Source organism: Chryseobacterium sp. CH25, assembly GCF_004119455.1.
Taxonomy (GTDB): domain Bacteria; phylum Bacteroidota; class Bacteroidia; order Flavobacteriales; family Weeksellaceae; genus Chryseobacterium.
On the sequence record NZ_NRQT01000001.1, the window covers coordinates 16,472 to 41,587 of the forward strand.

Consider the following 25,116-nt stretch of genomic DNA (forward strand, 5'->3'; position numbering starts at 1 on the left):
TTATTTAAATTAGTTTGAAAAATTATACCGGCCAAAGATACAAAAAAGTTCAGCAAAACGGTTTTTAAGTTTGTGCTTTTAATAAAGGCGCAGCATACGTCCAACCCTCTTTTTATAAGTCTGATAGATTTGTCCATGCTGTTGGAGTAAATGTGCTTCTTCAAGCCGTATCTGAATCTGTATTAAAATACTTCCTACGATCAAAAATATCAAGGAAATAACAGTAGGGAGAAGCAGAAAAAAACCTATGAGACTTACTACCATTCCTAAAAATATAGGATTTCTGGAGAATGAAAACACACCATTGGTAATGAGCTTCGTTTTCAAATCACGATCAATCCCGATTCGCAAGGAATCCTTCATATGAAGCTGTGCTACTATCACCCAAATAAAAGAGACTGTCATTAATCCAATACCGATATATTGAAAAGCATTTGACTTTAATACAGATACTTCATAAGCACTCTTTATGGTTTCAGGAAATAGCAAAAACAGTATTGTATAAATGAATAAAGCAATCAGAATCAGTTTGAAATACCATCCAACCAATGCATAGGCAGAATCATCATCTGGTAAAACATTTGGGTTCTTACCAATTTTTCTGGCTACCGAAATGCTTATTCCCAAGAATGAAACGATAAAAAAAAGAATAAAATAAAATGGGATAAAGAATCTGATAAAATCTGTCATGGTTAAATAATTTAGGGCAAATTTCAAAGATTCTCCTATGCAATACTATTGCAATTTTCATTGTAAAGAAATAATGACAACAATTATTTGACAGATGTTTTTTTGCAGAACTGCATGTATTATTTTTTTCTTAACACATATAACTACAGGCTTAATTAAACTTCAACTAACGTGATATAAATTTATATAATATAGCAATTTACATAATATTACTTAAACTAAAGATTTATATTTATTTTTACTTTTTTTAAACTCTGTCAAGCTCATATTATGTTGCTTTTTAAAAAATTTATTCAGGTGACTTTCATCTGAAAAGCCAAATTCTGTAACAATTTCGTTAACCCTCATATCACTGAAAAGAAGCCTGTGCTCTATCAATCTCAATTTATAATTCAGGATATAATGAGTGATGGTTTCTCCACACTGATTTTTAAAATAGCTCCCAAGATAGGTTTCAGAAAGTCCAAATTCTTTAGCAATAACTGTTACTTTTAAAAGAGCCGGATCATGAATATTTCCCTGGATATAATTAATAATTTCTACAATTCTTTTATCCGTATTGGAGGCTGCATGCTCAATCCTCATTTTGGATATATTCCTTGCTGCTATCACAATCAACGCATTCACATAATGCAATGTTAATTCCTCCTGATAAAGATCAGGATGATTAAGGCCATGAAGGAGTGACGTCACAATAGAGTCTACCAAGACAATATCTGGCTTATTCTGCAGAATACACCCGGAAAGATAAGAAGCCCCATACAATAAGCATCCTATTGAGTTAATATTATTCCATTTATAATCTTTTACATATCGATCACTGAACTTTACAAGTAAAAGCTCCGTTTTTTCTTCAACATCCAAATGGTGTTTATCATCGGGGGTCAGCAATATCAGACTGCCTTTACTATAAGATGCTATATTGTTATTGATCGTAAAGGCACCTTTGCCGGAAATAACATATATAATCTGAAAAAAAGAATACCGATTGTCTTTTAAAGGGCAATTTTCAGTTTCATGATATTCCACTTTTACCAATTGATCTATATTTTCTCTTTTCATATGGTAAATGTACTTATTTACCATTAATGTACTGATTTTTTACAAATTTTCTGTTCAAATTTGCTATATCAAAATTTTTACATTCAATGAAAAGATCAATCTACGTCCTGGCGCTCGGGGCTTTCGGTATTATTACCACTGAATTTGGGGTTGTTGGAATTCTTCCTACGATCAGCAGACAATTCGGGGTTTCAATTGATACAGCAGGATGGTTACTGAGCGCTTTTGCCATTACAGTAGCCGTTTCCTCACCTTTTATCACCTCTTTCACCTCTAAAATAAACAGAAAGATTCTTCTATGCCTTGTGATGAGCATATTTGTACTTTCCAACCTTATGTCTGCTTTTTCTACCAACTTTACCATGTTGATGATAGCCCGTATATTACCGGCCATATTGCATCCGCTTTTCTGGAATATCTCCATTGCTATTGCATTTAAAGAAAAAGGAGCAAAAGGGGTCTCTACTGTTATGCTGGGATTGAGCCTTGCCACTGTTCTCGGTATTCCGATGACAACCTATGCTGCTGATCTCTTTCACAACTGGAAGGCTTCATTTTTTCTGAGCAGCGCCATCAGTTTAATTGCGTTTATTGGATTATTACTTTTTATTCCTTCCCTACCTGCAGAAAAGGAAAAATCGGAACAGAATCAGTTCACCGTACTTAAAAACCCTATTTTGTGGATCAACCTGATTTCCACTATTGGTACATTAGCTGCTATGTTTTCCAGCTACACCTATCTTACCGCTTACCTTGAAGAAATCACCAGAATGGATGGTGCTCAGATCAGTATTATGCTGCTTCTTTTCGGAAGTATGGGAACTCTTGGAAACTGGCTTATGGGAATTGCTTTAAACCGAAATGTAAAGATTACCACAAGAGTATTCTTACTGTTATTAATTACAGTGCAAATTCTTGCTTATATTCTGGGTGGAGTTTTTATCCCTATGGTTATCATCGTATCTTTCTGGGGAATGATTCATACTGGAGGTTTTCTGGTCTGTAATATCAGAACCACACAAAATATTCCTCATCATGTACTGGAATTCGTCAACAGTTTGCTTACATCATCTTTTAATATTGGAATTTCACTGGGTGCATTCCTTGGCGGAATTGTAAGTGCTTATTATGGAGTTCAGCATGTTCTTTCTGTAAGTATTTTACTTCTTTCTATTACTTTTGTTCTAAGTTTCTTTTCTTTTCCTAAAAGTATTTCAACAGATGAAGAAAATGAAGAGGACGAACTCCCGGCACCTGTATGTGAAAATATCTAATCAGTATATCATCAGATAAATAAAAAAACAACCCTTTTTTATGGGTTGTTTTTTATTAGATTTTGGCTAAAGCCAATGGAATAGGTTTTTATTATATTGAATGAATATACAATTATAGAACAATCTGTGAATTTCAGTTATTCCGTCTCATCAATAATAAATTCCATTGTCTTTTCAATATGCCTGTCTTCAATAATTCCGGTTGCGTACTTACTGTTCCGTCCGAAATTATATTTTGCAAGATAGGCCTTATTGATTTCATCAGTCAACTGATCTATATCTTCAGGGATTACAGCTTTTATACGATATACTGTATTGCCGCATTTGATTTGTCCTGTTGAACCTTTCAGGAAGGTATTATACCAGCTTTTTTCGGCAAGCCCCCATGATCTGGCAAATATTCTGTCCTGAATAACGACCATCCAGATCTCCAAAAATTCAGTTCTTTCTGATCCAGCTTTTATTCCGATAAGATTATTGGTTGTAATGTAGTTCAGTGCTTTGTTTTTATTCATCTTTGAAAAAGTTTCTGTAAAACTAAGAGAAGATGAATTGAATAAAAACTTTTTTATACCGTTGAGCTTAAACTCAATGTATATTGCTTATTAATATATGTGGATTGATTTTTAAAGCATCATTTACCAATAGCTTCAAGAAGGCACTCTTTATAGCTTTTAGCGACCGTAATTTTTAAATTACCACATAAAAGCTGATTGTCTTCAAAAGATTCAATATTGGTTAAGTTAACGATATACGAATTATGAACCCGCATGAATTCTTCCGGCAGGTTCTCGATTAAATCTTTAAGGGTTCTGTAATAGATATATCTGCTTTGGTCTATAGTATGCACTTCTACATAATTCCCCAGACCTTTGATAAAATTGATATCCTTAAAGAAAAGTTTTACCAGCTTTTTATCTGTTTTAATAAAAGCAAACGTTCTGTTCTCCATAAGAATTGTTATAAAACTCTTTGAGCATGAAGATAGGCTTTATTCCAATACTTTTCGTTCAGAGATGAAATAATAACACCTTTTGAAGTTGAAGCATGAATAAATTTCACTTCTCCGTCCGGACCGATATCATGAACAATTCCTACGTGAGAAACTCTACTTCCACCAGCTGTTGCAAAAAAGAGTAAATCTCCTGGTTTTACATCCCTGATATCAATATTTTTCCCTGTTTCAGCCTGATCGGATGATCTTCGGGGAAGGTTAAAGGCATTTTCTTCAAAAACCTTTACGGTAAATCCGGAACAGTCAAAACCTGAAGATGTATTACCACCAAACCGGTAAGGAGTCCCCAGATATTTTTCTGCATCCTTTAAAACATCATTGATAGATCTTGATACATTTCCATCAAACTTAGAATCCAGTTTTCTTAGGTTTTCAGATTTCGCCACTGTTTTGGACCCTGATTTCTTACTGGAAGAAACGTTCTTTGAGGACCCACAGGACACTACAAAAGCAGATGCAATCAGCAATACAGAAAGCTGCTTTATACTCAATTTTTTTTCAAATAATCCTGATCCCATACTCGTCTGATTTTTACTTGATTAGCGATTGATGTACAAATATACATTTTATATTTTAATTATAGTACAACTATACTACAACTATATAATAAATATATGTTAAAATTTTGATTTTCATTATTTATTGCTATATTTGAATTCAATTTTGGCGATATGGCAACCTATGAAAGTCTCATCAAGATTAAAGGCTCCGTGGGAGATCTTGTTTTTTATACTCTGAATGGCAAAAATGTGGTTCGGAAGAAAAGCGGGTTCAATAAAAAAGCTTTTAAAAAAGATCCGTCTTATGAAAAGGTAAGGCAGAACAGCTCTGAATTTGGGCATTGTTCAAAGATGGGAAAGATCATCAGAAACAGTTTAGATATTTTTCTTAAAGAATCAGGTGATGCCCTACTCTACCAGAAGTTTGCCAGGCTAATGACTGAAATAAAGGATCTGGATATTATTTCCGGACGAGGAAAACGAACCGTTGAAAATGGTCTGAAGACTGATGCAGGAAAAAAGCTTCTTAATGCCTTTCAGTTTGGTGAAATCAAAAATATATGCACAGAAATTGAATATAAAGATGATCTCCTTTGTGTAAAAGAAGATAAAACAAAAAGCTTAACAATAATTACGTTAAAGCTGGATTCAGAAAATTATACTGTTGAGAAAACTGAAGAAGAATTTTCTTTGAATCAAAATCCAATATCTTTTAAAAAAATTTTTCAGAGGATAATCCTCTTCTTTACTTTGTTGTTCTGAGAAATGAAAGTGATGAAATTTCCCACATGGGATTTTTATAAATAAAAAAACCTGCAGATTTGCAGGTTTTTTTATTCTATTTCTTGTCTCCTTTCCAGGTTCCGTATTGTGCCGGCGTTGGAAGGGTATTTGACCAGCTTCCGTTTCCTTTTTTGTCCGGATTAAGTTTTCCTTTAAATTCTCCTTTTGACGGAAGACCTACTGTTCCTACCAGATCACCACTGTTACTTAAGTTTCCGGAAATATTATAGTTTTCACTACTGACATCAGAATGCATGGTTCCTGATACCTTCCCCGTTTTATCAACCACAAAATTCCACACTCCTTTATCTCCGCCTTCATAAGTTCCAGACCATGTTCCTACATAATCATAAATGGTATCATCATCAGAACTGCAACCGATAAATAAAAATGCCGTTAGTAAAAGTAAAAAAAGTTTCTTCATAGTTTCAGTAGTTTTATAACCTAAAATCCTGTTATCCTCTATTACATTGTATTCAGAAATATCCTGTTAGAGAGAATGAGCTTAATATTTATTATTTTTTATTTCGTGCAAATCTACTAATTTTTTATTCAAATTATCTGAATTTTAATTAGTAGACAATATGTTTGTTAAAAACCAACATATTCCGGCTAAAATACAAATATTTTTCAAACAAAACAGTGATCATTAATTTTTGAGTTAATATTCAAAAGCTATTATTAAAAATTTTCATCAATAAGCATATATTACAATATAAATTTAGATGTAACATATTTTTAATTCGTTTTTTATTCTCCATTAATACATATTTCATATCTTAGTGAAAAAATTAAACGTATCTAAAAAATACCATGAAAACAAAGACATTTTTTTGACAGCACTTGCTTTGTGTAGTTTCGCAAGTGCACAAGTTGGAATTAACACAACAACGCCTACAACTACGTTGGATGTTAACGGATCGGTAAGGGTAAGAGGTCTGTCAAATAATGAACAGCAAATTGTTACCGCCAATACAGACGGAACATTCGGCTTATTATCTCCGGAGGAAATTTTCTCTCCTAAAGCTATATTAAATACATCAACATCAGGAACTGAATTAAGAGCTACGATCTATGAAGGAAAGTGCTTTCAGCCTACGGACAATGCATCATCCTGCGTAGTTTCTTTAAGCCATTACAGCTCATGCTTAGGGTTTAACACTCCTATAGAGACTAAAATAGTGGTAGGTCAGAACATTACACCCGCCAATGGTCAGTTTTCTGGAGTATGGAGTGCCCGTTATGTTGATAATAAAGGTTTTTCCGGTAATCTTCCCATTGCCAACCAACCTATTCCGGATTATCCCAGAATATCTTATCCAAACGGAACCACATCCAATTATCTGGCAAGTTCTTATCTAGCCGGACAACAGTGTACTGCTGATCTTGTTACCACGATAGATCCTGCAACCGGTAATATTAAAGTAGAATCTGTAAAGCGAAATATGTATGCCCATCTCATTTACCTTCTTTCGGTAGCGCGTTCAAGAAGTTTATAATAGAATTGTAAGTAGAATAATGACTTACAGGGTACAACAAATTAAATAAAAAAGACTGATTACAATCAGTCTTTTTTATTCCTATACGAATTATAAGAGTTCAATTTATTTAACACTTTTTGCCCAGTCGTCCATATACTGTTCAAAAACAGTAAGAGGCATTGCTCCGCCCTTCAGAATAGTATCATGAAAATCTTTGATATTAAACTTTGAACCAAGTTGTGCTTTGTATTTATCACGCAGTTCTTTTATTTTCAACTCCCCTATTTTATAAGAAAGAGCCTGTCCGGGGTTTGCCATATAACGTTCTATTTCAGCTGTGGCAAACTGTTCAGAAACAGGTTCATTATCCAGCATATATTTAATGGCCTCTTCACGGGTCATTTTTCCAGTGTGTAGGCCTGAATCCACAACCAAGCGGATAGCACGGTGCATCTCTGTTCCCAGTGCACCCAACTGATGATACGGATTGGTATAAACTCCTAGATCTTTCCCCAGGGATTCCGTGTACAGTGCCCAGCCTTCTACATATGCACCGTTCATATACTTTTGTCTGAACTCCGGAACAGAGGTATTTTCATATTGAATACTGATCTGATAATGATGACCCGGAATAGCTTCATGTAAAAATACGCTTTCCATATCCATATTGGTAATGTTGATTTTTGTTGGATCTAAAATTGGTGCATAAAAAATACCAGGACGGTTGGCAGAAAGGTTTCCAGGGAAATATTGTGGTGAAGCTGAGGCTGCTCTAAACTCTTCTGTTTTACGAATTTCAAAAGGCGTTTTAGGCATAATACCAAAATACTTCGACAAGTTGGGCTTAATCTTATCATAAACATTCTGATAAGCATCCAACACTTCTTTGTCTGTTTTGAAAGGCATAAACTGTTTATCGGTTTTCATAAATTCAAATAATTCAGAAAGTGAGCCCTTAAAACCAATAGATGTCTTAATCTTTTCCATTTCTGCAGTGATTCTTGCTACTTCAGATAAACCTAACTTATATACTTCTTCCGGATCTTTATCAACGGTTACCATTGAAAAAATATAGTCTTTATACATCTCCTTTCCGTTGGGGAAAACATTGATCCCTGAAGATGAGCGGGCTTTCGGCAAATATTCATTCTGGAAAAAATCTGCCAGTTTCTGTATGGAAGGGAAAATGTTTTTCCCCAGGACATTTTTAAATTCTGTACTTAAACGGTTTTTATCTTCTTTTGAAAAATCCTTTGGAAAATTCTTTATTGGTTCATAGAAAGAAGACTGATCATTATTTTTGGCAAGCTTCTCCAGTTGCGGAATAATTTTCACCACCAAAGATTTAGGCAAAACAATTCCTGCTTTGATTCCTTTCCGCATATTTTGTATGGAAACATCTGTCCACCTTGAAAAGGCCTGACAGCGTTTCAGCCAATTTTCATAATCTTTTACTGTTTTGAAAGGTTGTGCTGAGTTCCCGGAGCCCAACAACGCCATATAGGTAGGAATACTTCCCATTTGATTAATAGGCATATATTCCCCATGATATTTTTCTGTCTTAAGCGCTATCTGAATATCATTTTCCAAAATTGCCAACGAAATACGGTCTTCTTTGTTCAGATCCTGATTTTCAAAAGGCTTCAGAAGATTAGCATAATTTATATAAAAGTCATGTATTTTTTTGAGTTGATTTTCATCATCAGCGGGGAGCTGATCATTATAACCGTCAATACCGTTAAAAGTTGCATTCAATGGACTCAGTACATTTGACTCTTTATAATATTGATCAAAAATCTGATGTAATTGGGTATTTTTTTGCTGCGCATTCATGCAGGAAACAATAGCTGTACTGAGTAAGACTAGCCTATACTTTTTCATATTTTTATTAGTTTATCATCTGAACAATAAAAATACATTAATTATTCAATACGTAAACTAATTAACAGTCTGATATTCAATAAACGCACGGTTATTGAATATTTTTAACAGGATTAAAGAGTTGTTATTATTCAATGTGTCGTATTCAGCATCAGTATTGTTACCTGGTTCTTTTTTCTGTTGTAGCCAGCCAGCAAAGTACAGAGCCTGCGCAAACCATTAAAGCTCCCTGCCAAAAGGACAATCCCAATGTTGTAGATAGAAGAACGGAAGACAAAGCTGATGATAAAACCGGGATAAAATAGGATGCGCCGGTTAAAACAGTAACATTTCCATTCAAAATTCCGATGTTCCAGGCCGCATATCCAAATCCCATCGCAGATGCTGCAAGTAAAAGATATACAACTGAGGATAGGCTAACCTGCATACTTCCCGAATCACCTATTACTAAATATTTTACCCATAAGGCAGCTGCTACCATTATAAAAAACAAAGTTATTCCGTTTACTCCATGAGCTATACGAACAGTCACCACACAATATGCAGACCATAACAGAGCTCCAATAAAAGCCAATCCATAACTTAACGGATTGGTTTTAATATTACCCAGCATCTGAGAAATATCCAATCCCTGCTCTCCTCCCAATACCCAGACAATGCCCAACATAGAAAGAATAATTCCGGGAACAATCAGCCAGTTTGTTTTTTTACCAGTAAAAAGAATGGCGGCCACCATGGTAAATGTGGGCCAGAGATAATTTACCATCCCTACTTCAATAGCCTGTCTGCTATTGGTGGAATAACCTATGGAAAGTGCCAGGCAAAGTTCATAGGAAACCATCAGCAAACCACCATATATCAAATATTTCCTCGGAAATTTTGATAAGGGAACCCATTTCATAGTCAGAACCAAGAACACAGAAGCTACAGTATATATTAATGCAGCCCCGGCAGTAGCTCCAAAAGAATGGCTTACTTCTTTGATAAGGCCTACAATAGAAGACCATAAGAGAATGGCACAAAATCCAATGGTAGTAGCTTTGGTTTGTTGGGGCATAGAGCTTTTTGTTTACTTATATCTTTAATAAAGGATAAAAATATGCAAAAAATGAAGATTAGAATGTATTACGGCGTTAATACGATTAAAAAAACAGCTATAAACTTATTGATTCCTATTGAAAAGTACAGATCGATTAAAAGATCCTTTCTTGATACTTAAAGGAAAAAAATTAACTTTGAAGGAAATTAATAATTAGAATGATAACCAATTATAAAAATGAATACTAACGAGTTCCTGAAAACTACCAAAAAGAAATCTGATGACTTTGTGTTCAGAATTATTGTTCCTCTTTTGGGTTTATTAGTTGTAATATTCAATCCAATATCCCTTTTTATAATTTCGGTTTTAGCAAGTATTCTTGTTTATATTACTGTTTTTCGTACCACTATTTTCAGTAAGACTTTTTTATATTTTCTGGCTGTTATTTATGCTGTAATCATGTTTGTTTATTCTGTTTCTCCAAAAATTCAGTATACAGAATTTAAAACAACACATCCTAATTGGATTGAAACGGAAGGAACGTCCTTAACTGCTGATGTCAACTGGCGGGGTGGAAAAAACCGTAGATCGGTTGCAGATATCACCTATCAATATCGGATGAATAATAAGACCTTTAAAAAAACGGCAAATAACGCACTCAAAAATAATACTTACAGCGTGTTCTGGAACTCAGAAAAGGAAAAAAATGAATCTAATCAGGATTTAAAAAAACGTGTGGAAAACTACGTCCAACAGAAAAATTTCAAAATTCTGAGAAACCCGAATTCAGGAGAAACCAAGCTATTTATTCCCTTAAACGACCTGCTGCTTTCCAACTCTTTTGGGTTCCAATTGCTAGTTACTTTTTCCAAAGTAATGCTGGTTCCTTTCTTTTGTATGTTATTTCTTTTTTTCTGGAAAGACAAGGGTTTCAATGGTTTTAAGAAATGAATAGCCTGAGCATATTTAAGTACTGAAATACGAAGCCTTTTTATTTACTAATATTCAAGCTCAGTAGCCAAAATTGTTGTTTCTCCAATCCTTTAAGCGGATCAGAACCATAATTAAAACTTCCACCAATAGAGACTTTAACAGGTTCATAAGCAATAAAAATATCAGCACCTGCTTTAAACAAATGGGTATAATCTTCCTTGTATTCCGAAGTATTGATTGCGTCTACCCTTCCTGTATAGTCCAGAGTTAAGCGTACTATGGGATTATAATTATCTGACTTTGATGTAATTTGATACTGCAAACCAACAATATAAAGTGGTCTTATGATTAATCCCTTAGAATCTTTGTCTTTTGCATTAAATATTCCCTGTGACTGCAATCCACCATAAAAAGACAAGAATATCCCCTGTCTGTGCTTATTATACCAGCTGAAGCTATTGATATTGGTACCATGAGTACCATCTTTATAATAGCTAAATAGAACAGTTGAGGCAAAGGAATTTTTAATAGCAACACCATCATATACATATTTTAAATCCGCATCGATATAAATGCTCTTTTCTGAATCAAATTCGGAGAAAGGATCAGCTTCAGAAATGGAAAGGATTTTGTTTGTTATACCATATCCGACCTGAAAATTATTTTGCTCCTTATCTGTAAGTGTATTCTTATGATATTCAATAAGAGCTTTGGAAACTCCGTATTTAAAAATGTCATCAAATTTATAGGCAACTCCTAAATTGATTAGCCATGATGAAGGCATGTTTTTAGGAAAAGTAACCATAAACTGGGCCGGCTTTTCTTTTTTCTCAGCAGTTTCCAAAGATTCACTGATCTGAATATTCTGCCAGAATTTACTATCAGACTGTGCATACAATTCACTACCAAAAGTAATAGCTAATAGGGTTATATACAACTTTTTCATATCACAGTAATTTTAGAAGGTGGAATATAGGCGACCTTGCCTACCAGATCAACGCAATCCTTTACCGTCACACAGGATTTTACTTCTTTACGGAGAATCTCTCTAGCGGAGGGATTATGTTTTTGGGCTATTTTATTGAATCTTGTAGTAAGTGCATTATAATTTTGAGGATCTTTAAATTTATAAGTTGACATTTTCTTATCATCCATAATTGTCGAAGGATCCGTTTCACCATCACCATGAGTTGTGAGTATAGCAACTCTCACCTGATATGATATTGTAGAGGAACTGGTCTGATAATCGGACACCTGCAGAAGAAATGTACTTAATTTCATATCCTTAACCTTAATGGCTTTATTGGATTTTTCAAACTTATCTATCGCTTTCACTAGATTATCGAATGATTGCGCATGTACTTTAACGTAATAATTCTTTTTTTTGCTCATGATATTTAGTTCTATAATTAATAATAACTTATAATAAGTGCTATGGGATAAAATAAACTGTAACCTGATTAAAAGGTTTCCCAGACCTCTGAAACAGCTCTGGGATGATTGAGGTATTTAAATCCATCGTGGTTTGCCGGCCCATCATCATCAAATGATGTTTCGACCTGTTTGAAATTAGGATGCTGAGCTAAAATATCTCTGCTTGCAAAGACCAGATCATTATCATTATTCAGGTTGTACCACTTTCTGATGGGGAGCTGGGCAATGGGAAATGTTGTATGGGCCGACATCAATTTACTTCCAAGCTGAGAGCCAGCTGTTACAAGTGTTAAATTTTTATATTTATCCTTATTTTCCCTGAGTAAAAAGTATTCATAGCACATAATAGATCCAAGGCTATGTGCATAAATAATATCTGGTTTATGAACATCAATCTGTTTCTGTAGTTCATTCCAGAGTTCCCGCTTCAATCTAGGCTGCTGTAAGTATTCCACAACCATATCGGGATAATCATCCATCCAGTCTGAAAGATTTAAAACTTTTTCTGTTTTTCTATGTCTAATAAAATCCAGAAATGTCTTCACTACAAACTTGGCATAGTCTACTATACCTGCATTTGTCTTCACAAAAAAACTGTCAAATTTCATAAATACAATATTGTGATCATCAACAATATTAAGGTGAAGTTTCAGTCCGCTACGCCATTTATTTGCCCATCCGCCAGGGCCATCCATACTTTTATCTTTACCACCTATTCCGTGGATACAAAGAACTTTTGGTTTACTCATAATTTAATAGTTTTTGGTTATTAATAACTTTAAGTAAGAATAGATTATTTAAAATGATATTCAACAGAACAACAATATTGTCAACAGTGAAATCATCATCAATACATTCATTTAGTTATCATCTATTCTTTGGTAACTTTGGATTCTCCATTCCCCATAATTGTGATAATTGGGCCACGGTATGTATATTCTTTGATATTTTTAAAAGTTGAATAGTCTGCCGATACTATTAAAGTCTCAAACCTTGTTGTATCCGGGGAATCAAATTTCATTGCACATTCCAACTTAGATGTTTTTATATTCTCAATCTTTAACTGGGATTTGCTATTAACATTTTCTAATGTAAGGGATGCAATGCGTAAGCATCCGGTTTGATCCTTAGCTGTAGTCCATGATATTTTCATAGGTTCCTTACGATCTTCGAAGCCAATTTCAAATTCTTTATTTGTTGTATTATTTGAAATTTGCCACTTAGGATTTTCAGATAGAAAGTCTTTCGTATAGACTACTTTTTCCTTTGGTGCATTACATGAGCAGATTGCAATACATGTAAACAATGTTAAAATTGAAGTTTTCATGTTTTGATGTTTATGGGTTATCAGATACCTAAAGTTAACAAAAAGAGAAGTATAAGACAATACCACAAACAGGTAATAAACCTGCTGTTATAAATTGTTGAGACAATTCAATAAACTCATGAAACATTTCAGTAAGGATGGTAACGAACTTGAGAAAGAATTGCTATAGTGAATTTACTTGACCGAATATCTGTAAATATGATAATACAGAGTTTGAAGTTTTTGAAGATAATGCTATGGTTTTGAGTGGTAATAGCTACTACAGAATGTTTTTTCAATAAAAATTCCGATAAAACATTTGCATATATCATTTAAATACTTACTTTTGTACCACTTCAAAATGGGGGATTGGCGCAGTTGGCTAGCGCGTTTGACTGGCAGTCAAAAGGCCACGGGTTCGAATCCCGTATTCTCCACTTTTAATTAGAAAGTTGTAATCCAAATGATTGCAACTTTTTTTATTATAATTCTTAACGAAAAGATTTTGAACTATTATTGCATACTTGAATATTTCTAGAAGTTAGTAAACAGTATTTTATCTTGTCTTAATCATTACCTTTCTTAAAAATGTATTGTCCTATAATAGACATAATTCCCTATTTATAGATTTAACAAAAAAAAAATCTATATTTTGTATAAAAATGCTGATATTTCTCAATATTTTTAATCAAATAAATGTTTATATTATCATCAAAATAGACTCATTTTGGTTAAAATTATTGATCTAACAAACTACAAATTAAAGTGTTAAATAAAGTTAACATATCTTAAAATAAGGATCAATCATGCTCATTATTCGACGTTTACAAAATCGCGTAAAAAAGATTTAATACTCAATTAAAAAATAAATTTTCATCTTTGCAGCCTTAAAATCAAACACGCTAGTTTATTTCATGAGCATTATTTTAAAAAAGCGACTTCTTATAGCGCTTGTATTGCCAACGGCCGCCTTGTATTATGGGCAGAGTACGAAGGATTCTTTAGAAAAATCTAAATCTATTGATGAGGTGATGTTGGTAGGTAGAAACCTTTCCCAAACAGCCAAAGAAAGAAAAACACCTGTTGCAGTTTCCAACATTAAGGCAGCTGAAATTCAGGAAAAACTGGGAAACAGAGAATTCCCTGAAATTATGAAGTCTACTCCATCTGTTTACGTTACCAAAGTAGGTGGTGGATTCGGAGACAGCAGAATTAACATGAGAGGTTTTGATGGTGCCAACATTGCGGTAATCATCAACGGACAGCCTGTTAATGATATGCAGGGAGGTACTGTGTACTGGTCTAACTGGACTGGACTAGCAGATATTGCAAGCTCTATTCAGATTCAGAGAGGTTTGGGAGCTTCTAAATTTGTAGTTCCTTCTGTTGGAGGAACCATCAATATTGTAACCAAAGCTACCGATTCTGAGCAAAAAGCAATGATTAAGGCTGAAGCTGGTAACGACAATTACTCAAAGCTTTCAGCGATGTACTCTTCTGGGTTGAAAAACAAATGGGCAACTACCGTATTGCTTTCCCGTTGGCAAGGTGATGGTTACATCAACGGAACTAAAGGTGAAGGATATTCATGGTTCTTCTCTACAGGATTTAAGCCGAATGAAAAACATGCGTTCAACTTCATTGCAACGGGTGCACCACAGGTACATGACACAAGAAGATCTTCTGCAACCGGAGCTAACGTAGCAACTTTACAGCAGTTCGAAACTTACGGAAGAAGATACAACCCACAAACAGGAATGCTGAACGGTTCTCAATTCAATTTAGCACCTAACTTCTACCACAAGCCAATTGCTTCATTAAACTGGGACTGGAGTATTAATGACAACCTTAAACTATCCACAGTTGTTTACGGTTCTTGGGGCCGTGGCGGCGGCGGTACCGGACTTAACGGTTCTATCGTTCAAGGTAAAAATACTATGAATTTCATGAATAGTGCTGACGGTACTATCAATTGGGACATGATTTACCGTTACAACAGAGGAGGTGCAGTAACAGATTATAATGGAAATACTTTCCAAAAATCTGCTTTCGTTGCTCCTGCAGGCTCTCCTACTGATTATAATGGACAAAATGTAGCTACTTTAAACGGAACTACTGGTATCGTTAGAAAGCAAAGTATTAATGCTCATGACTGGTACGGAGTAATTGCTGACCTTAATTATAAAAAGAACAACTGGACTTTTAATGGAGGGATTGATCTTAAAACTTACAAAGGAGCTCTTTATGATATTACTACTGACCTGTTAGGATCTGATGCTTTATTTGTTAAAAGTACAGTAAACGCTCCCAACGGTTATTATGTAGACCGTACTGTAAAACCTGAACCTCTTACAAAAACTGGAGATACACAGAAAGTATCTATCCACAATGAAGGTCTTGTAAAATGGGCTGGCGTATACGGAATGGTTGAATATAGCTCTGAAAAACTAAGTGCATCTGTTCAGGCATCCGTTTCTGAGCAATATTACAAGAGAAGAGACTATATGTTGTACACTCCTGGAAACCAGGAAACCAAATGGTACCACAAAACAGGTTATATCGTAAAAGGAGGTGCTAACTATAACATTGATGATCATCATAACGTATTTTTCAATGCTGGAGTTATTTCAAGACAGCCATTATTTAATGCACTGTTCCCTTCCAACCAGAACATCTATAATGATGCGAAGAATGAAAGAATTTTCTCTTTAGAGCTAGGATATGGTTTCAAATCCCGTTATATCGATGTTAACATCAACGCGTACAGAACACAGTGGGATGACAGATTCATTTCAAGAACATTCAATGCAGGAGCTGCTGATGTTGCTAAATTCTCTCAATTAAAACTTGGAAATGCTTATTTCTACAATGCACTGAATGTTGGTCAACTTCACCAGGGTGTTGAATTGGAAGCGAAAGCAAGACCTTTTGCTAACCTTAGATTAAGAGGGATGGTTTCATTTGGAAACTGGAAATACAAAGGAAATGCAAACTTCAATATTCTTGATGTTCAAAGCAACCAGGAAGTTGCCGGAGCAACAGGGGTAATCAACATTAAAAATCTGAAAGTGGGTGATGCTGCACAGACAACTGCAAGCTTAGGAGTTGACTATAACATTACCAAAGCATTCAGTATTGATGCAAACTGGGAATATTATGACAAATTATATGCACAGTTCAACCCTATCAACTTCCTTACAGAGGCTGACAGAGAAAGAGGAATTGTAAAATTACCAAGCTATAACCTATTTGATGTAGGAGCTAGTTATAAATTCGAAATCGGTCAGAAAAAATCGTTAACATTAAGAGCGAACGTTTACAACTTATTCAACAAATATTATATTTCTGAACTAAGTTCTAATATCCATGCTACTGATGTGATTGGTACTGGTCCGGATAAAGGAAAAACATACCAGGAAGCTGGTAGAGTTTACCAAGGTGTTGCAAATGCCAATACAGGTTTCTTAGGATTCGGAAGAACGTGGTCTGTGGCTGCTACTTTCAGATTCTAATTAATACCATCTGAATATAAAACAATTGAACCCGTCACTTCTGGCGGGTTCTTTTCTTTTAAAAGATAGTGCTATACTCTCCTATTATCTAAAAAAATAAGTAATAAATTAGACGGGACAAAAATTAAAAATCATTTCTATTGTAATGGACAAGGAAACTATATATTATATCATAACCTATTTTAGTAATCTGATGACTAATCGCGAAAAATTAGCACTGAAATCTCATATGTTTACTTGCAAAACTTCTGATAATCCCAAAATGAAAAGGATACTTACAGAGAAAAACTGGATAAGTTCTGATCCTGAAATCACCTCTCTTCTTCAGAATGGTTATAATGAATTCGAATTAAAAATAATTCAACGAATAATGACTGAAACTCCAGAAAAAGTATTTTTTAATAATTGTCCTAAATGTAACAGGCTGGCCCGCACTCCTTATGCAAAGCAATGCAGATACTGCAGATACAGCTGGCATAATCTGGTGGCAAAATTTAAAATTGAAAGTGTCTTCCAACTTACCAACAGAAGTTTTTATCTCCTTGGAGAAATTGTAGAAGGAGAAATAACTCCAGGTCAATTGATGGATTTAACAACAATAGGACTTCATAAAAAAATTAAAATTGACTCTATTGAATTGGGTAATAAACCGAATAACGGAAAGCCATGGAATGGGATTGCACTTGGAACCAATGAACTCACAGAAGATGATAAGCTGTATTTGAAACAGCAATCCTTTTTTCATCCCACAATCAATATCATTACTACTCAACCGATTTAACCTTTAAATCCATATCAATCAGGTAAGCAAGATGCTCATGCATTTTTTCTATGAAATGAAGTTTAGCATCCATTATTCTGCCGGTTGATTTTTCAAAATTATATTTTACTTTCACATTGAACTCAAACTGGTCAATGGAAAATTCTTTCTCATTGTCATAAAGCTTTTTGATATGACTTTTCATAAGCTCTTCTCTATTGTTAAGCTCAGCATGAAACTCTGTAAAAAGAGTATTGTTTTCTTCTTCAAGCTTTACCAGTTTCAATTGATAGTGATACTCTACTCCCTGCATCAATCTGGAACGGATATTCAATGGACTGGATAGAAAACTGTAATATTCATTAGGTGGAAATATCAGACTGTAAACTTCCGGTAGCAGTAAAATATATTGTAAGTTCTTCTTCAGTTCATCCTCAAAACTTTTCAATCCTTTTTCATAATTGGCAACCAGTTTAACCTGATCTTTTTCTTCCGGGAAAACTGTTGCCATCTTATTTTCTTTCCATTCTTCCCAACTCTTCCACAGTTCATCTTTATTTTCAACAGAGAGGATTTTTCCGTTTGTATTTCGTTTGATATAAAGATTACGCGAAATATCAGAAAGGGTAAGACTTTGCAACAAAAAAGGTTTCATGACATGATCTTCCGTATCTCCTGTAATTTCCTGAAGGGTTATGGTATTGTAAATAAAATCTGATTCTTTCTGCTGGTCAACCAACAGTTCAGATGAGGTTTTTAAAGAGACTGGGGGATTTTCCTTACCCATCAGAAAGGTGTTCTCCACATTTAGGGTATATTCCTGTGAGAATTTTTCAAGTTGAAGAAGAGGAATATTTTCCCCAAAAAAGAAGTTTGAAATGCTCATTACTTTATTTTGACTCCGGTGCAATTTGATTAATGATCTCCCCAAGCACCCATAATTATATATTAAAATTACTGTTCATAAAATCTGGCTAAATCAAATCCCATTTCCTTAGATAATTCATAATAGCTTTTATTAGAATCTAAATTCAAATCTTTATAAACTTTATCTCTTAATTCAGGAAAATTCCTTAAATCCATTTCCTTAAAACTATCGCTATAATGTTCTCCAGCAATCAGATCTTCGCGCCCTTGTAAATGAACACACTCATTAGCCAATACTTCGGGATATTCTGCACTCCAATTAATTTCAAAATCATTAATATCTTTGTATTGTGTTTTAAAATGAAGTTCCCCTCTTAGCAGCTGAATACTTCCATATGCATCACCAATAATTTCAGGAAATTCAACAGATTGGTGGTCTACCGTTAAATGTCCTGTCTTTCCCCATTTTAATCTATTAGCCTTTGAATCAATCCTATAAGTAAAAACCCCGTCTATTAATGTTTCCAAATGTTCAGGAAGATCTGGTTTATCATAGATCCCTTTATACATTCTTATTAACTGACATTCTTCATAGACATCAAAGTATAATTCATCATCTTGCTCAATAGAGGGTGTAAAATATTGTTTTTCAACATCGAACAGAATTTGCCCGAAAATAAACTTATCAGACTCTTCAAGTTGTAAATAAAATAGATCTCCTTGATTTAATTTTTTGCTCATACAAACAAACAATATTTTTAAGCAGGTACTGATGGGAGCTCATTGAATAGATTCTGGTAATCCAATAATGCTTCATAGTCTAAATAATCTTTAGGAGTATCAAACCAATGTTTAGATAAATCTGCAGTTCCGAATTGTTCTACAAGCTCAACATTACCATTAGTTTCAGTAAACTCTTCTGAAAAAACATTATTTTTTTTCTTTTGCGAATAAAAAAGTATTGTTTGGCCTAAACCTCCTATCCTATCTATTTGGCTTAAAAATATTTTATTATTATCATAAGGCACAAATCCATCATCAATATGGCCTTTCATAAAATTTGTACTTAAATATACTTTCAACCCACCTTCTTTTTCTTCATAATATTTAATACTTATTGAAAGAGTTGTATTACTAACTGTAGCATACGGCTTCTGATCCTTATAAAATGTGATAGCATATTCCAGATTATTCTCAAATGCATATTTAGCCCAATCTTCTGGAGAAATATTTGAAAATTGTTCAGGGATATTCAATCCAAATTCATTGGATAAAAGTACCTCAAGAGTAGTTTCTTCACTCATTATGATTTCTCCCATAGCAGTATTATAATCTGCAAATTTCCTTGTATACATAATTTTTACTTTATAAATTGTGACATATCATCAACAATAGTAACTCCTTTTTTTGCGGCATGGTCTAATAGTTCTTTACTTAAATTACCTTTATTTTCCACATGCAAAATTACACTACTTGCTGATGGTATTTTCTTACCTGTTTCTTTAATTGTAGATTCAGCATAATGAGCTGCATCATCAATATAACTTTTAATGGTTTTATCAGTTATTTTACTTAAATCACTTGCTTTACGTTCAATTATTTTATATGTTCCGTCTTTTAATCTTATTAAGCCATCAATAGCACCTTCTCCACCATTCTTTAATAAAACTCTTACTTCTTGAGAATATTTAAATCCTTTTTCTAATGCTTGCTTACGTAATTCACCATTCCATACTAAATTAAAAAAATATCCACGTCTAACTCTCTGAAACCATTTCTGAGATTCCAAAATCATTTGAGACAAGCATCTTCCAGAATTATGGACCAATAAAGCCAGCAATCCTACAAAATAGGTATGAAAATGGGCTACCGTAAAGTTATAAACTTTTTTAGGTTCATAGCTATATTCTGTTCTTTCAATGGTAACTTTCTCATCATTTTTGGTTAGAATTTTTTCGCCTATTTCTAATTCTGAAGCATCTTTCCAGCCTTCCTCAGTATAAAAAGGATGTATCGCTGTTGTTTCAATCACTTCGGCTTCTGTATAAATACTAATCGTATGGTCACTTTCATTGGTGATCAGATCAATCACCGGCTGAAGAGCTACAGTATCCGTATCTTCATCATAAGCCCATACCAGATCTCCGATGCGGATGTCTTCAATATTTTTAATTCCATGTTCGGTATGAACAGGGGTTCCAGCTGGAAAACAGGCAAAAACACAGGTTTTAAGCAGTTTTTTAGCAACATCATCTACGCTTTTCTTTAAAGCTTCCTTGCTCAGTTTTTTCAGCGCAGCTTTTCCCATCTGCTGCAATGCTTCTTTAGAGATCGCTTTCGCACCTGCTTTTATAGCGCCTTTCACTCCTGCTTTTGCTCCTTGCATCGCTACCGTTCCCGTTCCAAAGGAAACCACCCCTACAGCAATAGAAGCTACATCCCAGATTAGAAATCCGGCATTCATAAGACTGCCGCCAACATCTCCAGTTTGTATATCATTAATAAGATCACGGCCGCTTCCCCAAACGGGGATCATCCCTTCTACAAAACCAGCTTCCCCTACACTGTCTCCATGTCCACTGTCATCAAGCTCACGCTGTGCCTGATCCTGCATATCTTTTACTTCCTGAGCAGCATCGTCCGGAAGAGGAACCTGCCCGCTGGTCATAAATTCTATCTTTCCACCCACAGGGCATTGGCAGGTACTTTTTCCTATTAAAGATCTGATTCCGTTAATTTTTACCTGCCAGGTATCCTGCCAGGTCATAGGAACAGTTGTGGGCGTACAGGGACCACCACTTATTTTACACACCTTAAAGGATGGAATATTAATCAAAGGAGTTGCATCTTTATTGGTAGCCACAAGACAACCGTGGATTTTCACCTTTGTATTGAACGTAGGCTTGAAGAAATCCGGGGCAGCTCCCTGATCACACATCATCAGGGCATTGAGGGTTATGTATTCTAACTCATCCATGATTTCTGTTTTAGAATTACATAATATTGGTATCTCCGGAAGACATCACAGCACTTGGCCCTCCTGTAATGGTAAGTGGCGAATCTGTGCTAATATCCATAGGACCACCTTTACTTGACAGTCCTAATGCTCCAGTAAGGGCAGTAATATCAATCATACCTTTTCCTGCTGATGCCATAATTCCAGCTTCTGATATGGTAATAGAATTATCTCCCACCTGTAATGTGATGCTTGTTTTACCATCAAGGGTAATATTTCCTCCTGCATCCATTTTTAATAATGATTGTGGTGGAGCATCTTTCTTGCCACCAACGTTGATTACATTGGTACTTCCTGCGTTTACAGTATGGTTGCTATTAGCATTGGTGGTTGCATTTCCGGTTCCGTCAAAATTCATATTGGCACCACCCTGATCTTTAAGATTCATAGATCCGGCACCATTGTCATATTTCAATTCTGCACCGCTTCTACCGCTGAAACTCATAACATTATTTCCGGCACCACCACCAGCTCCAATTCCGCCATGGTACATTCCGCCCATGACAAAAGGACGGTCCGGATGAAGATGTACAAAATTAACAATCACCTGATCTCCTACTTCTGGAATAGACATAAAACCACGGTTTTTGCCTACTTTTTCACTGCTTCCTGCATCCGGTGACATCACCCTGATAAATTCTGTAGTATCCTGTCCGCTTTGCCAGTCGAGTTGGACCTGTACACGGCCTTGATTTTCAGGATCGGTATTTGAAATCACCTTTCCAAACTGAGGTTCTGCTACAGGAACCGTAAATTCCGGTCTTGGTATAAATCCGGTGTCAGAGGCTATTGCCTGGAAAGATCCATCGTAATATCCACGTGCATCCACCTGATGAGTTACCTCTATCAGCATTAATTTCGTAAAATAAGAAGTATCGTTGGTATCTGTTTTACGCATCTGAATATCTGCAATACATCCCGGATAAAGAAACGGTACCGTTGTATTCCCGGAAGTCACAAAAACTTCTGAAGCTTTGCTTCCTGCAGTTCCCTTTTGAGAAGCATCAATATCCATAAATGATGAAGCTTTAATGGGAGCTACTCTTAAAGATGGTGTTTGAAAAGTCTTTTCTGAAATTTCATAAGCCCGCTTGGCAATATCTGAGGTATGCGTTATTTTGGAACTTCCGCCTTTAAATTTCTCATTTTTACTGCTATTGTAACCATAAAATGAAGGGTTCACATGCTGGGCTTTCATTTTGATTTTAACGTCTGTAAGGTTACTGCCATAAGTTAACAATACAGGTTTTTCCTGTGGTGGCAGCTGTCCGAAATGAAGTACTTCTCCATCGTAGAAAAACTGTTCTCCATAGGCTTCAGCCATTCTGGCCAGATAATTATAATGGGTTTCTCCGTATTGAGAACTGTAAGATACATTGCCATGACGGGCATCTACTCTGAAATCGTATTTCCCCTGGCCTAACCCTTCTTTAATCACTTCATTAGCTATACTGTTCAAACTAATAGGCTGTGCACCCCCAAAACTTTGAATGTGAGGCGCCGCATCCAGTAAAATAGTTGGACTGAAACCGGACAATACAAGATTGCCCAGACTTCCTTTTTCCTGGCTGAAACCAACTTCTGTGATAACTCCTACAAAATTTCGTTCGGCACCACCTTCCACATCTTTATATTTGAAGACTACCGTAATCCTTTTTCCAAGGAAATTCTGTACTTCTTCAAGATTATGGTTTTCCGCACTACCTAAAGTATCATGAGCGAGAATCAACTCGAATTCATGATGTTTGGTGGCACTTTGTGTAAGTTTAAAATTTTTGAAATATTTTATGGGTTTGCCCTCCACATGAATATCAAGCTTTACTACCCGGTTAATTCCTGCTATGGCACTTTCGGGAATACTGTCTGCATTAAATATTCTGGAAGTAGGCTGCTTTGCCCAAAGTTTTTCTTTAATAATGGAAGGCTCATTCGGCAACAAAGGCTGATTCAGGAATTGTTTTCCTGTATTCACTACATTGACTGCGTTACTCACTTTTGAAGCAATTTTCTTTGCTTCTTTCATTTTTTTATTGTCCTGGATTTTGTTTACAAAACCTGGCTTGTCTGAATCTATTTCCGGTTTGGGAAGATTATTCTGTTCCTGAAACATGACATCAATTTTTTTGGTGTATGACTTATTTGGATATTCTACCTTTGCAGGTGAGACCCTTTAGCTCAAAGAACCAATCGGCAGCTTGCAACGGCCTCTTGAACAAGCTTTTTAATGATTGATCCGAGATGGGTTCAGTGGGAATTTTCAGAAAAATTTATTCCACATTTAAGTACCTGGAAGCACTTTTATACAGGACTGATTATTATATTTTTTCATAAGTTTTTTCGGTGATTTTGGTAATGCAATATATCACCTTAAATATTCACGACAAAATGAATTACCTATTATTTCAAAAATTGTAGTAGAACTACGACAATGAATTTAAAAGGTCTTTTAACAGTAGCTTTTATTAAACAAAATATCCATGTTGCATTCAGATGATCAGCAACATGGATAGTAAGCAATAAATTATTGACTCTATATTAAAATATACTCAGGATCGTAAATTTTAATATTTACTTTGCATTTTTAAGCTGCAAAGCTCTTTGGTAGAAAGACTGGCTGGCAATTTTCTCTTCTGCTTCATTAATAGCGGCCAGCAGGTTATTCTGATTATCAGAAATGTCTCCGAGTATCTGAGACATCAGTTCCCAGACAGGCTTCATTTTCTCTATAAGTTCATGTCCTTTGGAAGTCAGCATAAACAGTCTTTTGCGCTCATCCTGTTTGTCTTTTTTCCATGCTATCAGTTCCTGTTTTTCTAACTCTTTCAGCAAAGTGATGGTAGATGGATGGGTGTATCCTATTTCATTAGCAATTTCTACTACACTTGCTAATTCTTTCTGATAAATAGTGTAGATTACGGGAAACCATTTCAGTTCAAAATCAATTCCAAAGGCTTTATAAATCAGAGCACCATCTTTTCTCAGCTGTTCACTGAGACGGTGCATTCTTGTGGAGATAGCAAGGATTCCTGCTTCGTTGATAACATTCATGTTCAGTCAATATGTAAGTGATAAAAAATATCATCAGCACTCATTAGTGGAAAACGTTCCGGAAGTTCTTCTTTTTTGATTTTTATGAAATCATTTCTTTCATAAAACCGTTGAGCTGCCTGCAATACTGTTATTGTTCCCAAATATAGATCATGAATTTTATTTTCACGGCAGAAAGCAATTAAAATTTCCAATAAAATCTGAGCTATATTCAACTCTTTACCTCTGAATTCTTTTTTCACGAACATCTTTCTGATGGCTCCTGCCCTCTCATCAAACTTCACCAAAGCAATAGAACCTACCAGTTCTCCATCTATAAATGCTCCCCAGAAGTTTCCTCCGGCCTCATGATAAAAACTTTCTATTTGCTTTAAATCTGGCTGGTCTTCTACAGTAATCGGTATATTAAATTCTTTTTGCTGAATATTCAGAATCAGATCAATTGCCTGCTCTGAATATGTATTCCCTATGGATTGTACCTGCAATTTCATATTGTTTATTTTAAAGTATAAAAC

The 25,116-nt window shown here is 35.0% G+C and carries 25 protein-coding genes and 1 tRNA gene; 7 read left to right on the forward strand and 19 right to left on the reverse strand.

The features are described from left to right. Nucleotides 1-78 precede the first annotated feature (78 nt). On the reverse strand, nucleotides 79-690 hold the full coding sequence (locus BOQ64_RS00080) for a methyltransferase family protein (protein ID WP_228448000.1): 612 nt from the start codon (nucleotides 688-690) through the stop codon (nucleotides 79-81). Between the two features lie 213 nt (nucleotides 691-903). Then, nucleotides 904-1,776 carry an AraC family transcriptional regulator gene (locus BOQ64_RS00085; protein WP_228448002.1) on the reverse strand — a complete coding sequence of 291 codons (873 nt, stop codon included), beginning with the start codon at nucleotides 1,774-1,776 and terminating at the stop codon, nucleotides 904-906. A 62-nt stretch (nucleotides 1,777-1,838) separates the two neighbouring features. On the opposite strand from BOQ64_RS00085, the gene BOQ64_RS00090 reads away from it, so the two are divergent. Further along, nucleotides 1,839-3,026, forward strand: a complete 1,188-nt coding sequence (locus tag BOQ64_RS00090) for an MFS transporter (RefSeq protein WP_129057062.1) — start codon at nucleotides 1,839-1,841, stop codon at nucleotides 3,024-3,026. Nucleotides 3,027-3,163: 137 nt separating this feature from the next. Here the strand turns inward: BOQ64_RS00090 and BOQ64_RS00095 are convergent, their stop codons facing one another. The 3 genes from BOQ64_RS00095 to BOQ64_RS00105 form a co-directional block, all read right to left on the reverse strand. Further along, nucleotides 3,164-3,541, reverse strand: a complete 378-nt coding sequence (locus BOQ64_RS00095; RefSeq protein ID WP_129057061.1) for a DUF2255 family protein — start codon at nucleotides 3,539-3,541, stop codon at nucleotides 3,164-3,166. Between the two features lie 119 nt (nucleotides 3,542-3,660). Further along, nucleotides 3,661-3,978, reverse strand: coding sequence for a LytR/AlgR family response regulator transcription factor (locus BOQ64_RS00100; RefSeq protein WP_129059598.1), 318 nt, complete (start codon nucleotides 3,976-3,978; stop codon nucleotides 3,661-3,663). 8 nt (nucleotides 3,979-3,986) lie between these two features. Continuing rightward, nucleotides 3,987-4,559 (reverse strand): C40 family peptidase, encoded by a 573-nt coding sequence (locus BOQ64_RS00105; RefSeq protein WP_129057059.1) that lies wholly within the window; start codon nucleotides 4,557-4,559, stop codon nucleotides 3,987-3,989. A 153-nt stretch (nucleotides 4,560-4,712) separates the two neighbouring features. Here BOQ64_RS00105 and BOQ64_RS00110 point away from each other — a divergent pair, with 153 nt between their 5' ends. Next, nucleotides 4,713-5,303: a hypothetical protein gene (locus tag BOQ64_RS00110; protein WP_228448005.1), complete on the forward strand. Its 591-nt coding sequence runs from the start codon at nucleotides 4,713-4,715 to the stop codon at nucleotides 5,301-5,303. A 76-nt stretch (nucleotides 5,304-5,379) separates the two neighbouring features. Here BOQ64_RS00110 and BOQ64_RS00115 read toward each other — a convergent pair whose 3' ends face one another. Next, nucleotides 5,380-5,748, reverse strand: coding sequence for a hypothetical protein (locus BOQ64_RS00115; protein WP_129057058.1), 369 nt, complete (start codon nucleotides 5,746-5,748; stop codon nucleotides 5,380-5,382). 358 nt (nucleotides 5,749-6,106) lie between these two features. Between BOQ64_RS00115 and BOQ64_RS00120 the strand changes: the two genes are divergently transcribed. Beyond that, nucleotides 6,107-6,823, forward strand: a complete 717-nt coding sequence (locus tag BOQ64_RS00120; RefSeq protein WP_129057057.1) for a hypothetical protein — start codon at nucleotides 6,107-6,109, stop codon at nucleotides 6,821-6,823. Between the two features lie 105 nt (nucleotides 6,824-6,928). Here the strand turns inward: BOQ64_RS00120 and BOQ64_RS00125 are convergent, their stop codons facing one another. Both BOQ64_RS00125 and yddG read right to left on the reverse strand, forming a co-directional pair. Next, nucleotides 6,929-8,686: a DUF885 domain-containing protein gene (locus BOQ64_RS00125; protein ID WP_129057056.1), complete on the reverse strand. Its 1,758-nt coding sequence runs from the start codon at nucleotides 8,684-8,686 to the stop codon at nucleotides 6,929-6,931. A 160-nt stretch (nucleotides 8,687-8,846) separates the two neighbouring features. Then, a complete protein-coding gene (gene yddG, locus BOQ64_RS00130) occupies nucleotides 8,847-9,743 on the reverse strand; it encodes an aromatic amino acid DMT transporter YddG (RefSeq protein ID WP_129057055.1) in 897 nt (298 codons plus the stop codon). Between the two features lie 219 nt (nucleotides 9,744-9,962). Between yddG and BOQ64_RS00135 the strand changes: the two genes are divergently transcribed. Next, complete coding sequence (locus BOQ64_RS00135) at nucleotides 9,963-10,676, forward strand: hypothetical protein (protein WP_129057054.1); 714 nt, start codon at nucleotides 9,963-9,965, stop codon at nucleotides 10,674-10,676. A gap of 40 nt (nucleotides 10,677-10,716) precedes the next feature. Here BOQ64_RS00135 and BOQ64_RS00140 read toward each other — a convergent pair whose 3' ends face one another. The 4 genes from BOQ64_RS00140 to BOQ64_RS00155 all read right to left on the reverse strand — a co-directional run bounded on the left by BOQ64_RS00140 (nucleotide 10,717) and on the right by BOQ64_RS00155 (nucleotide 13,419). Next, nucleotides 10,717-11,604 carry a hypothetical protein gene (locus BOQ64_RS00140; protein ID WP_129057053.1) on the reverse strand — a complete coding sequence of 296 codons (888 nt, stop codon included), beginning with the start codon at nucleotides 11,602-11,604 and terminating at the stop codon, nucleotides 10,717-10,719. Beyond that, the gene (locus tag BOQ64_RS00145; RefSeq protein WP_129057052.1) at nucleotides 11,601-11,993 is read right to left on the reverse strand and encodes a hypothetical protein; all 393 of its coding nucleotides are present in this window, start codon (nucleotides 11,991-11,993) and stop codon (nucleotides 11,601-11,603) included. The genes BOQ64_RS00140 and BOQ64_RS00145 overlap by 4 nt, the downstream gene beginning before the upstream one ends. Nucleotides 11,994-12,118: 125 nt before the next feature. Beyond that, nucleotides 12,119-12,841, reverse strand: coding sequence for a hypothetical protein (locus tag BOQ64_RS00150; RefSeq protein ID WP_129057051.1), 723 nt, complete (start codon nucleotides 12,839-12,841; stop codon nucleotides 12,119-12,121). A 122-nt stretch (nucleotides 12,842-12,963) separates the two neighbouring features. Beyond that, nucleotides 12,964-13,419, reverse strand: coding sequence for a hypothetical protein (locus tag BOQ64_RS00155; RefSeq protein ID WP_129057050.1), 456 nt, complete (start codon nucleotides 13,417-13,419; stop codon nucleotides 12,964-12,966). 342 nt (nucleotides 13,420-13,761) lie between these two features. Between BOQ64_RS00155 and BOQ64_RS00160 the strand changes: the two genes are divergently transcribed. From BOQ64_RS00160 to BOQ64_RS23435, 3 genes are all read left to right on the forward strand, one after another. Next, nucleotides 13,762-13,835, forward strand: a tRNA-Ala gene (locus BOQ64_RS00160). A 477-nt stretch (nucleotides 13,836-14,312) separates the two neighbouring features. Further along, nucleotides 14,313-16,910, forward strand: a complete 2,598-nt coding sequence (locus BOQ64_RS00165) for a TonB-dependent receptor (protein WP_129057049.1) — start codon at nucleotides 14,313-14,315, stop codon at nucleotides 16,908-16,910. 262 nt (nucleotides 16,911-17,172) lie between these two features. Next, complete coding sequence (locus BOQ64_RS23435) at nucleotides 17,173-17,691, forward strand: hypothetical protein (RefSeq protein WP_185147049.1); 519 nt, start codon at nucleotides 17,173-17,175, stop codon at nucleotides 17,689-17,691. On the opposite strand, the gene BOQ64_RS00175 is transcribed toward BOQ64_RS23435, so the two are convergent. The 7 genes from BOQ64_RS00175 to BOQ64_RS00205 form a co-directional block, all read right to left on the reverse strand. Next, on the reverse strand, nucleotides 17,675-18,556 hold the full coding sequence (locus BOQ64_RS00175; protein WP_129057048.1) for a hypothetical protein: 882 nt from the start codon (nucleotides 18,554-18,556) through the stop codon (nucleotides 17,675-17,677). The genes BOQ64_RS23435 and BOQ64_RS00175 overlap by 17 nt on opposite strands. Nucleotides 18,557-18,624: 68 nt before the next feature. Beyond that, on the reverse strand, nucleotides 18,625-19,278 hold the full coding sequence (locus BOQ64_RS00180) for a hypothetical protein (RefSeq protein WP_129057047.1): 654 nt from the start codon (nucleotides 19,276-19,278) through the stop codon (nucleotides 18,625-18,627). Nucleotides 19,279-19,295: 17 nt separating this feature from the next. Then, a complete protein-coding gene (locus tag BOQ64_RS00185; protein ID WP_129057046.1) occupies nucleotides 19,296-19,892 on the reverse strand; it encodes a hypothetical protein in 597 nt (198 codons plus the stop codon). Nucleotides 19,893-19,897: 5 nt separating this feature from the next. Next, the gene (locus tag BOQ64_RS00190) at nucleotides 19,898-21,514 is read right to left on the reverse strand and encodes a polymorphic toxin-type HINT domain-containing protein (RefSeq protein ID WP_129057045.1); all 1,617 of its coding nucleotides are present in this window, start codon (nucleotides 21,512-21,514) and stop codon (nucleotides 19,898-19,900) included. 16 nt (nucleotides 21,515-21,530) lie between these two features. Continuing rightward, nucleotides 21,531-23,663, reverse strand: coding sequence for a type VI secretion system Vgr family protein (locus BOQ64_RS00195; RefSeq protein WP_129057044.1), 2,133 nt, complete (start codon nucleotides 23,661-23,663; stop codon nucleotides 21,531-21,533). A gap of 458 nt (nucleotides 23,664-24,121) precedes the next feature. Continuing rightward, the gene (locus BOQ64_RS00200) at nucleotides 24,122-24,601 is read right to left on the reverse strand and encodes a MarR family winged helix-turn-helix transcriptional regulator (protein ID WP_129057043.1); all 480 of its coding nucleotides are present in this window, start codon (nucleotides 24,599-24,601) and stop codon (nucleotides 24,122-24,124) included. A 2-nt stretch (nucleotides 24,602-24,603) separates the two neighbouring features. After that, nucleotides 24,604-25,092: a GNAT family N-acetyltransferase gene (locus BOQ64_RS00205; RefSeq protein ID WP_129057042.1), complete on the reverse strand. Its 489-nt coding sequence runs from the start codon at nucleotides 25,090-25,092 to the stop codon at nucleotides 24,604-24,606. Nucleotides 25,093-25,116: the final 24 nt, after the last annotated feature.

Bases quoted from the DNA above. Each gene is read 5' to 3' on its own strand.
- BOQ64_RS00125 (WP_129057056.1), bottom strand. From the start codon at position 8,686: ATGAAAAAGTATAGGCTAGTCTTACTCAGTACAGCTATTGTTTCCTGC.
- BOQ64_RS00090 (WP_129057062.1), top strand. From the start codon at position 1,839: ATGAAAAGATCAATCTACGTCCTGGCGCTCGGGGCTTTCGGTATTATT.
- yddG (WP_129057055.1), bottom strand. From the start codon at position 9,743: ATGCCCCAACAAACCAAAGCTACTACCATTGGATTTTGTGCCATTCTC.
- BOQ64_RS00175 (WP_129057048.1), bottom strand. From the start codon at position 18,556: ATGAGCATTTCAAACTTCTTTTTTGGGGAAAATATTCCTCTTCTTCAA.
- BOQ64_RS00115 (WP_129057058.1), bottom strand. From the start codon at position 5,748: ATGAAGAAACTTTTTTTACTTTTACTAACGGCATTTTTATTTATCGGT.
- BOQ64_RS00185 (WP_129057046.1), bottom strand. From the start codon at position 19,892: ATGTATACAAGGAAATTTGCAGATTATAATACTGCTATGGGAGAAATC.
- BOQ64_RS00180 (WP_129057047.1), bottom strand. From the start codon at position 19,278: ATGAGCAAAAAATTAAATCAAGGAGATCTATTTTATTTACAACTTGAA.
- BOQ64_RS00095 (WP_129057061.1), bottom strand. From the start codon at position 3,541: ATGAATAAAAACAAAGCACTGAACTACATTACAACCAATAATCTTATC.
- BOQ64_RS00140 (WP_129057053.1), bottom strand. From the start codon at position 11,604: ATGAAAAAGTTGTATATAACCCTATTAGCTATTACTTTTGGTAGTGAA.
- BOQ64_RS00135 (WP_129057054.1), top strand. From the start codon at position 9,963: ATGAATACTAACGAGTTCCTGAAAACTACCAAAAAGAAATCTGATGAC.
- BOQ64_RS00080 (WP_228448000.1), bottom strand. From the start codon at position 690: ATGACAGATTTTATCAGATTCTTTATCCCATTTTATTTTATTCTTTTT.
- BOQ64_RS00205 (WP_129057042.1), bottom strand. From the start codon at position 25,092: ATGAAATTGCAGGTACAATCCATAGGGAATACATATTCAGAGCAGGCA.
- BOQ64_RS00165 (WP_129057049.1), top strand. From the start codon at position 14,313: ATGAGCATTATTTTAAAAAAGCGACTTCTTATAGCGCTTGTATTGCCA.
- BOQ64_RS23435 (WP_185147049.1), top strand. From the start codon at position 17,173: ATGAAAAGGATACTTACAGAGAAAAACTGGATAAGTTCTGATCCTGAA.
- BOQ64_RS00100 (WP_129059598.1), bottom strand. From the start codon at position 3,978: ATGGAGAACAGAACGTTTGCTTTTATTAAAACAGATAAAAAGCTGGTA.
- BOQ64_RS00150 (WP_129057051.1), bottom strand. From the start codon at position 12,841: ATGAGTAAACCAAAAGTTCTTTGTATCCACGGAATAGGTGGTAAAGAT.
- BOQ64_RS00195 (WP_129057044.1), bottom strand. From the start codon at position 23,663: ATGTTTCAGGAACAGAATAATCTTCCCAAACCGGAAATAGATTCAGAC.
- BOQ64_RS00190 (WP_129057045.1), bottom strand. From the start codon at position 21,514: ATGGATGAGTTAGAATACATAACCCTCAATGCCCTGATGATGTGTGAT.
- BOQ64_RS00155 (WP_129057050.1), bottom strand. From the start codon at position 13,419: ATGAAAACTTCAATTTTAACATTGTTTACATGTATTGCAATCTGCTCA.
- BOQ64_RS00200 (WP_129057043.1), bottom strand. From the start codon at position 24,601: ATGAATGTTATCAACGAAGCAGGAATCCTTGCTATCTCCACAAGAATG.
- BOQ64_RS00110 (WP_228448005.1), top strand. From the start codon at position 4,713: ATGGCAACCTATGAAAGTCTCATCAAGATTAAAGGCTCCGTGGGAGAT.
- BOQ64_RS00085 (WP_228448002.1), bottom strand. From the start codon at position 1,776: ATGGTAAATAAGTACATTTACCATATGAAAAGAGAAAATATAGATCAA.
- BOQ64_RS00105 (WP_129057059.1), bottom strand. From the start codon at position 4,559: ATGGGATCAGGATTATTTGAAAAAAAATTGAGTATAAAGCAGCTTTCT.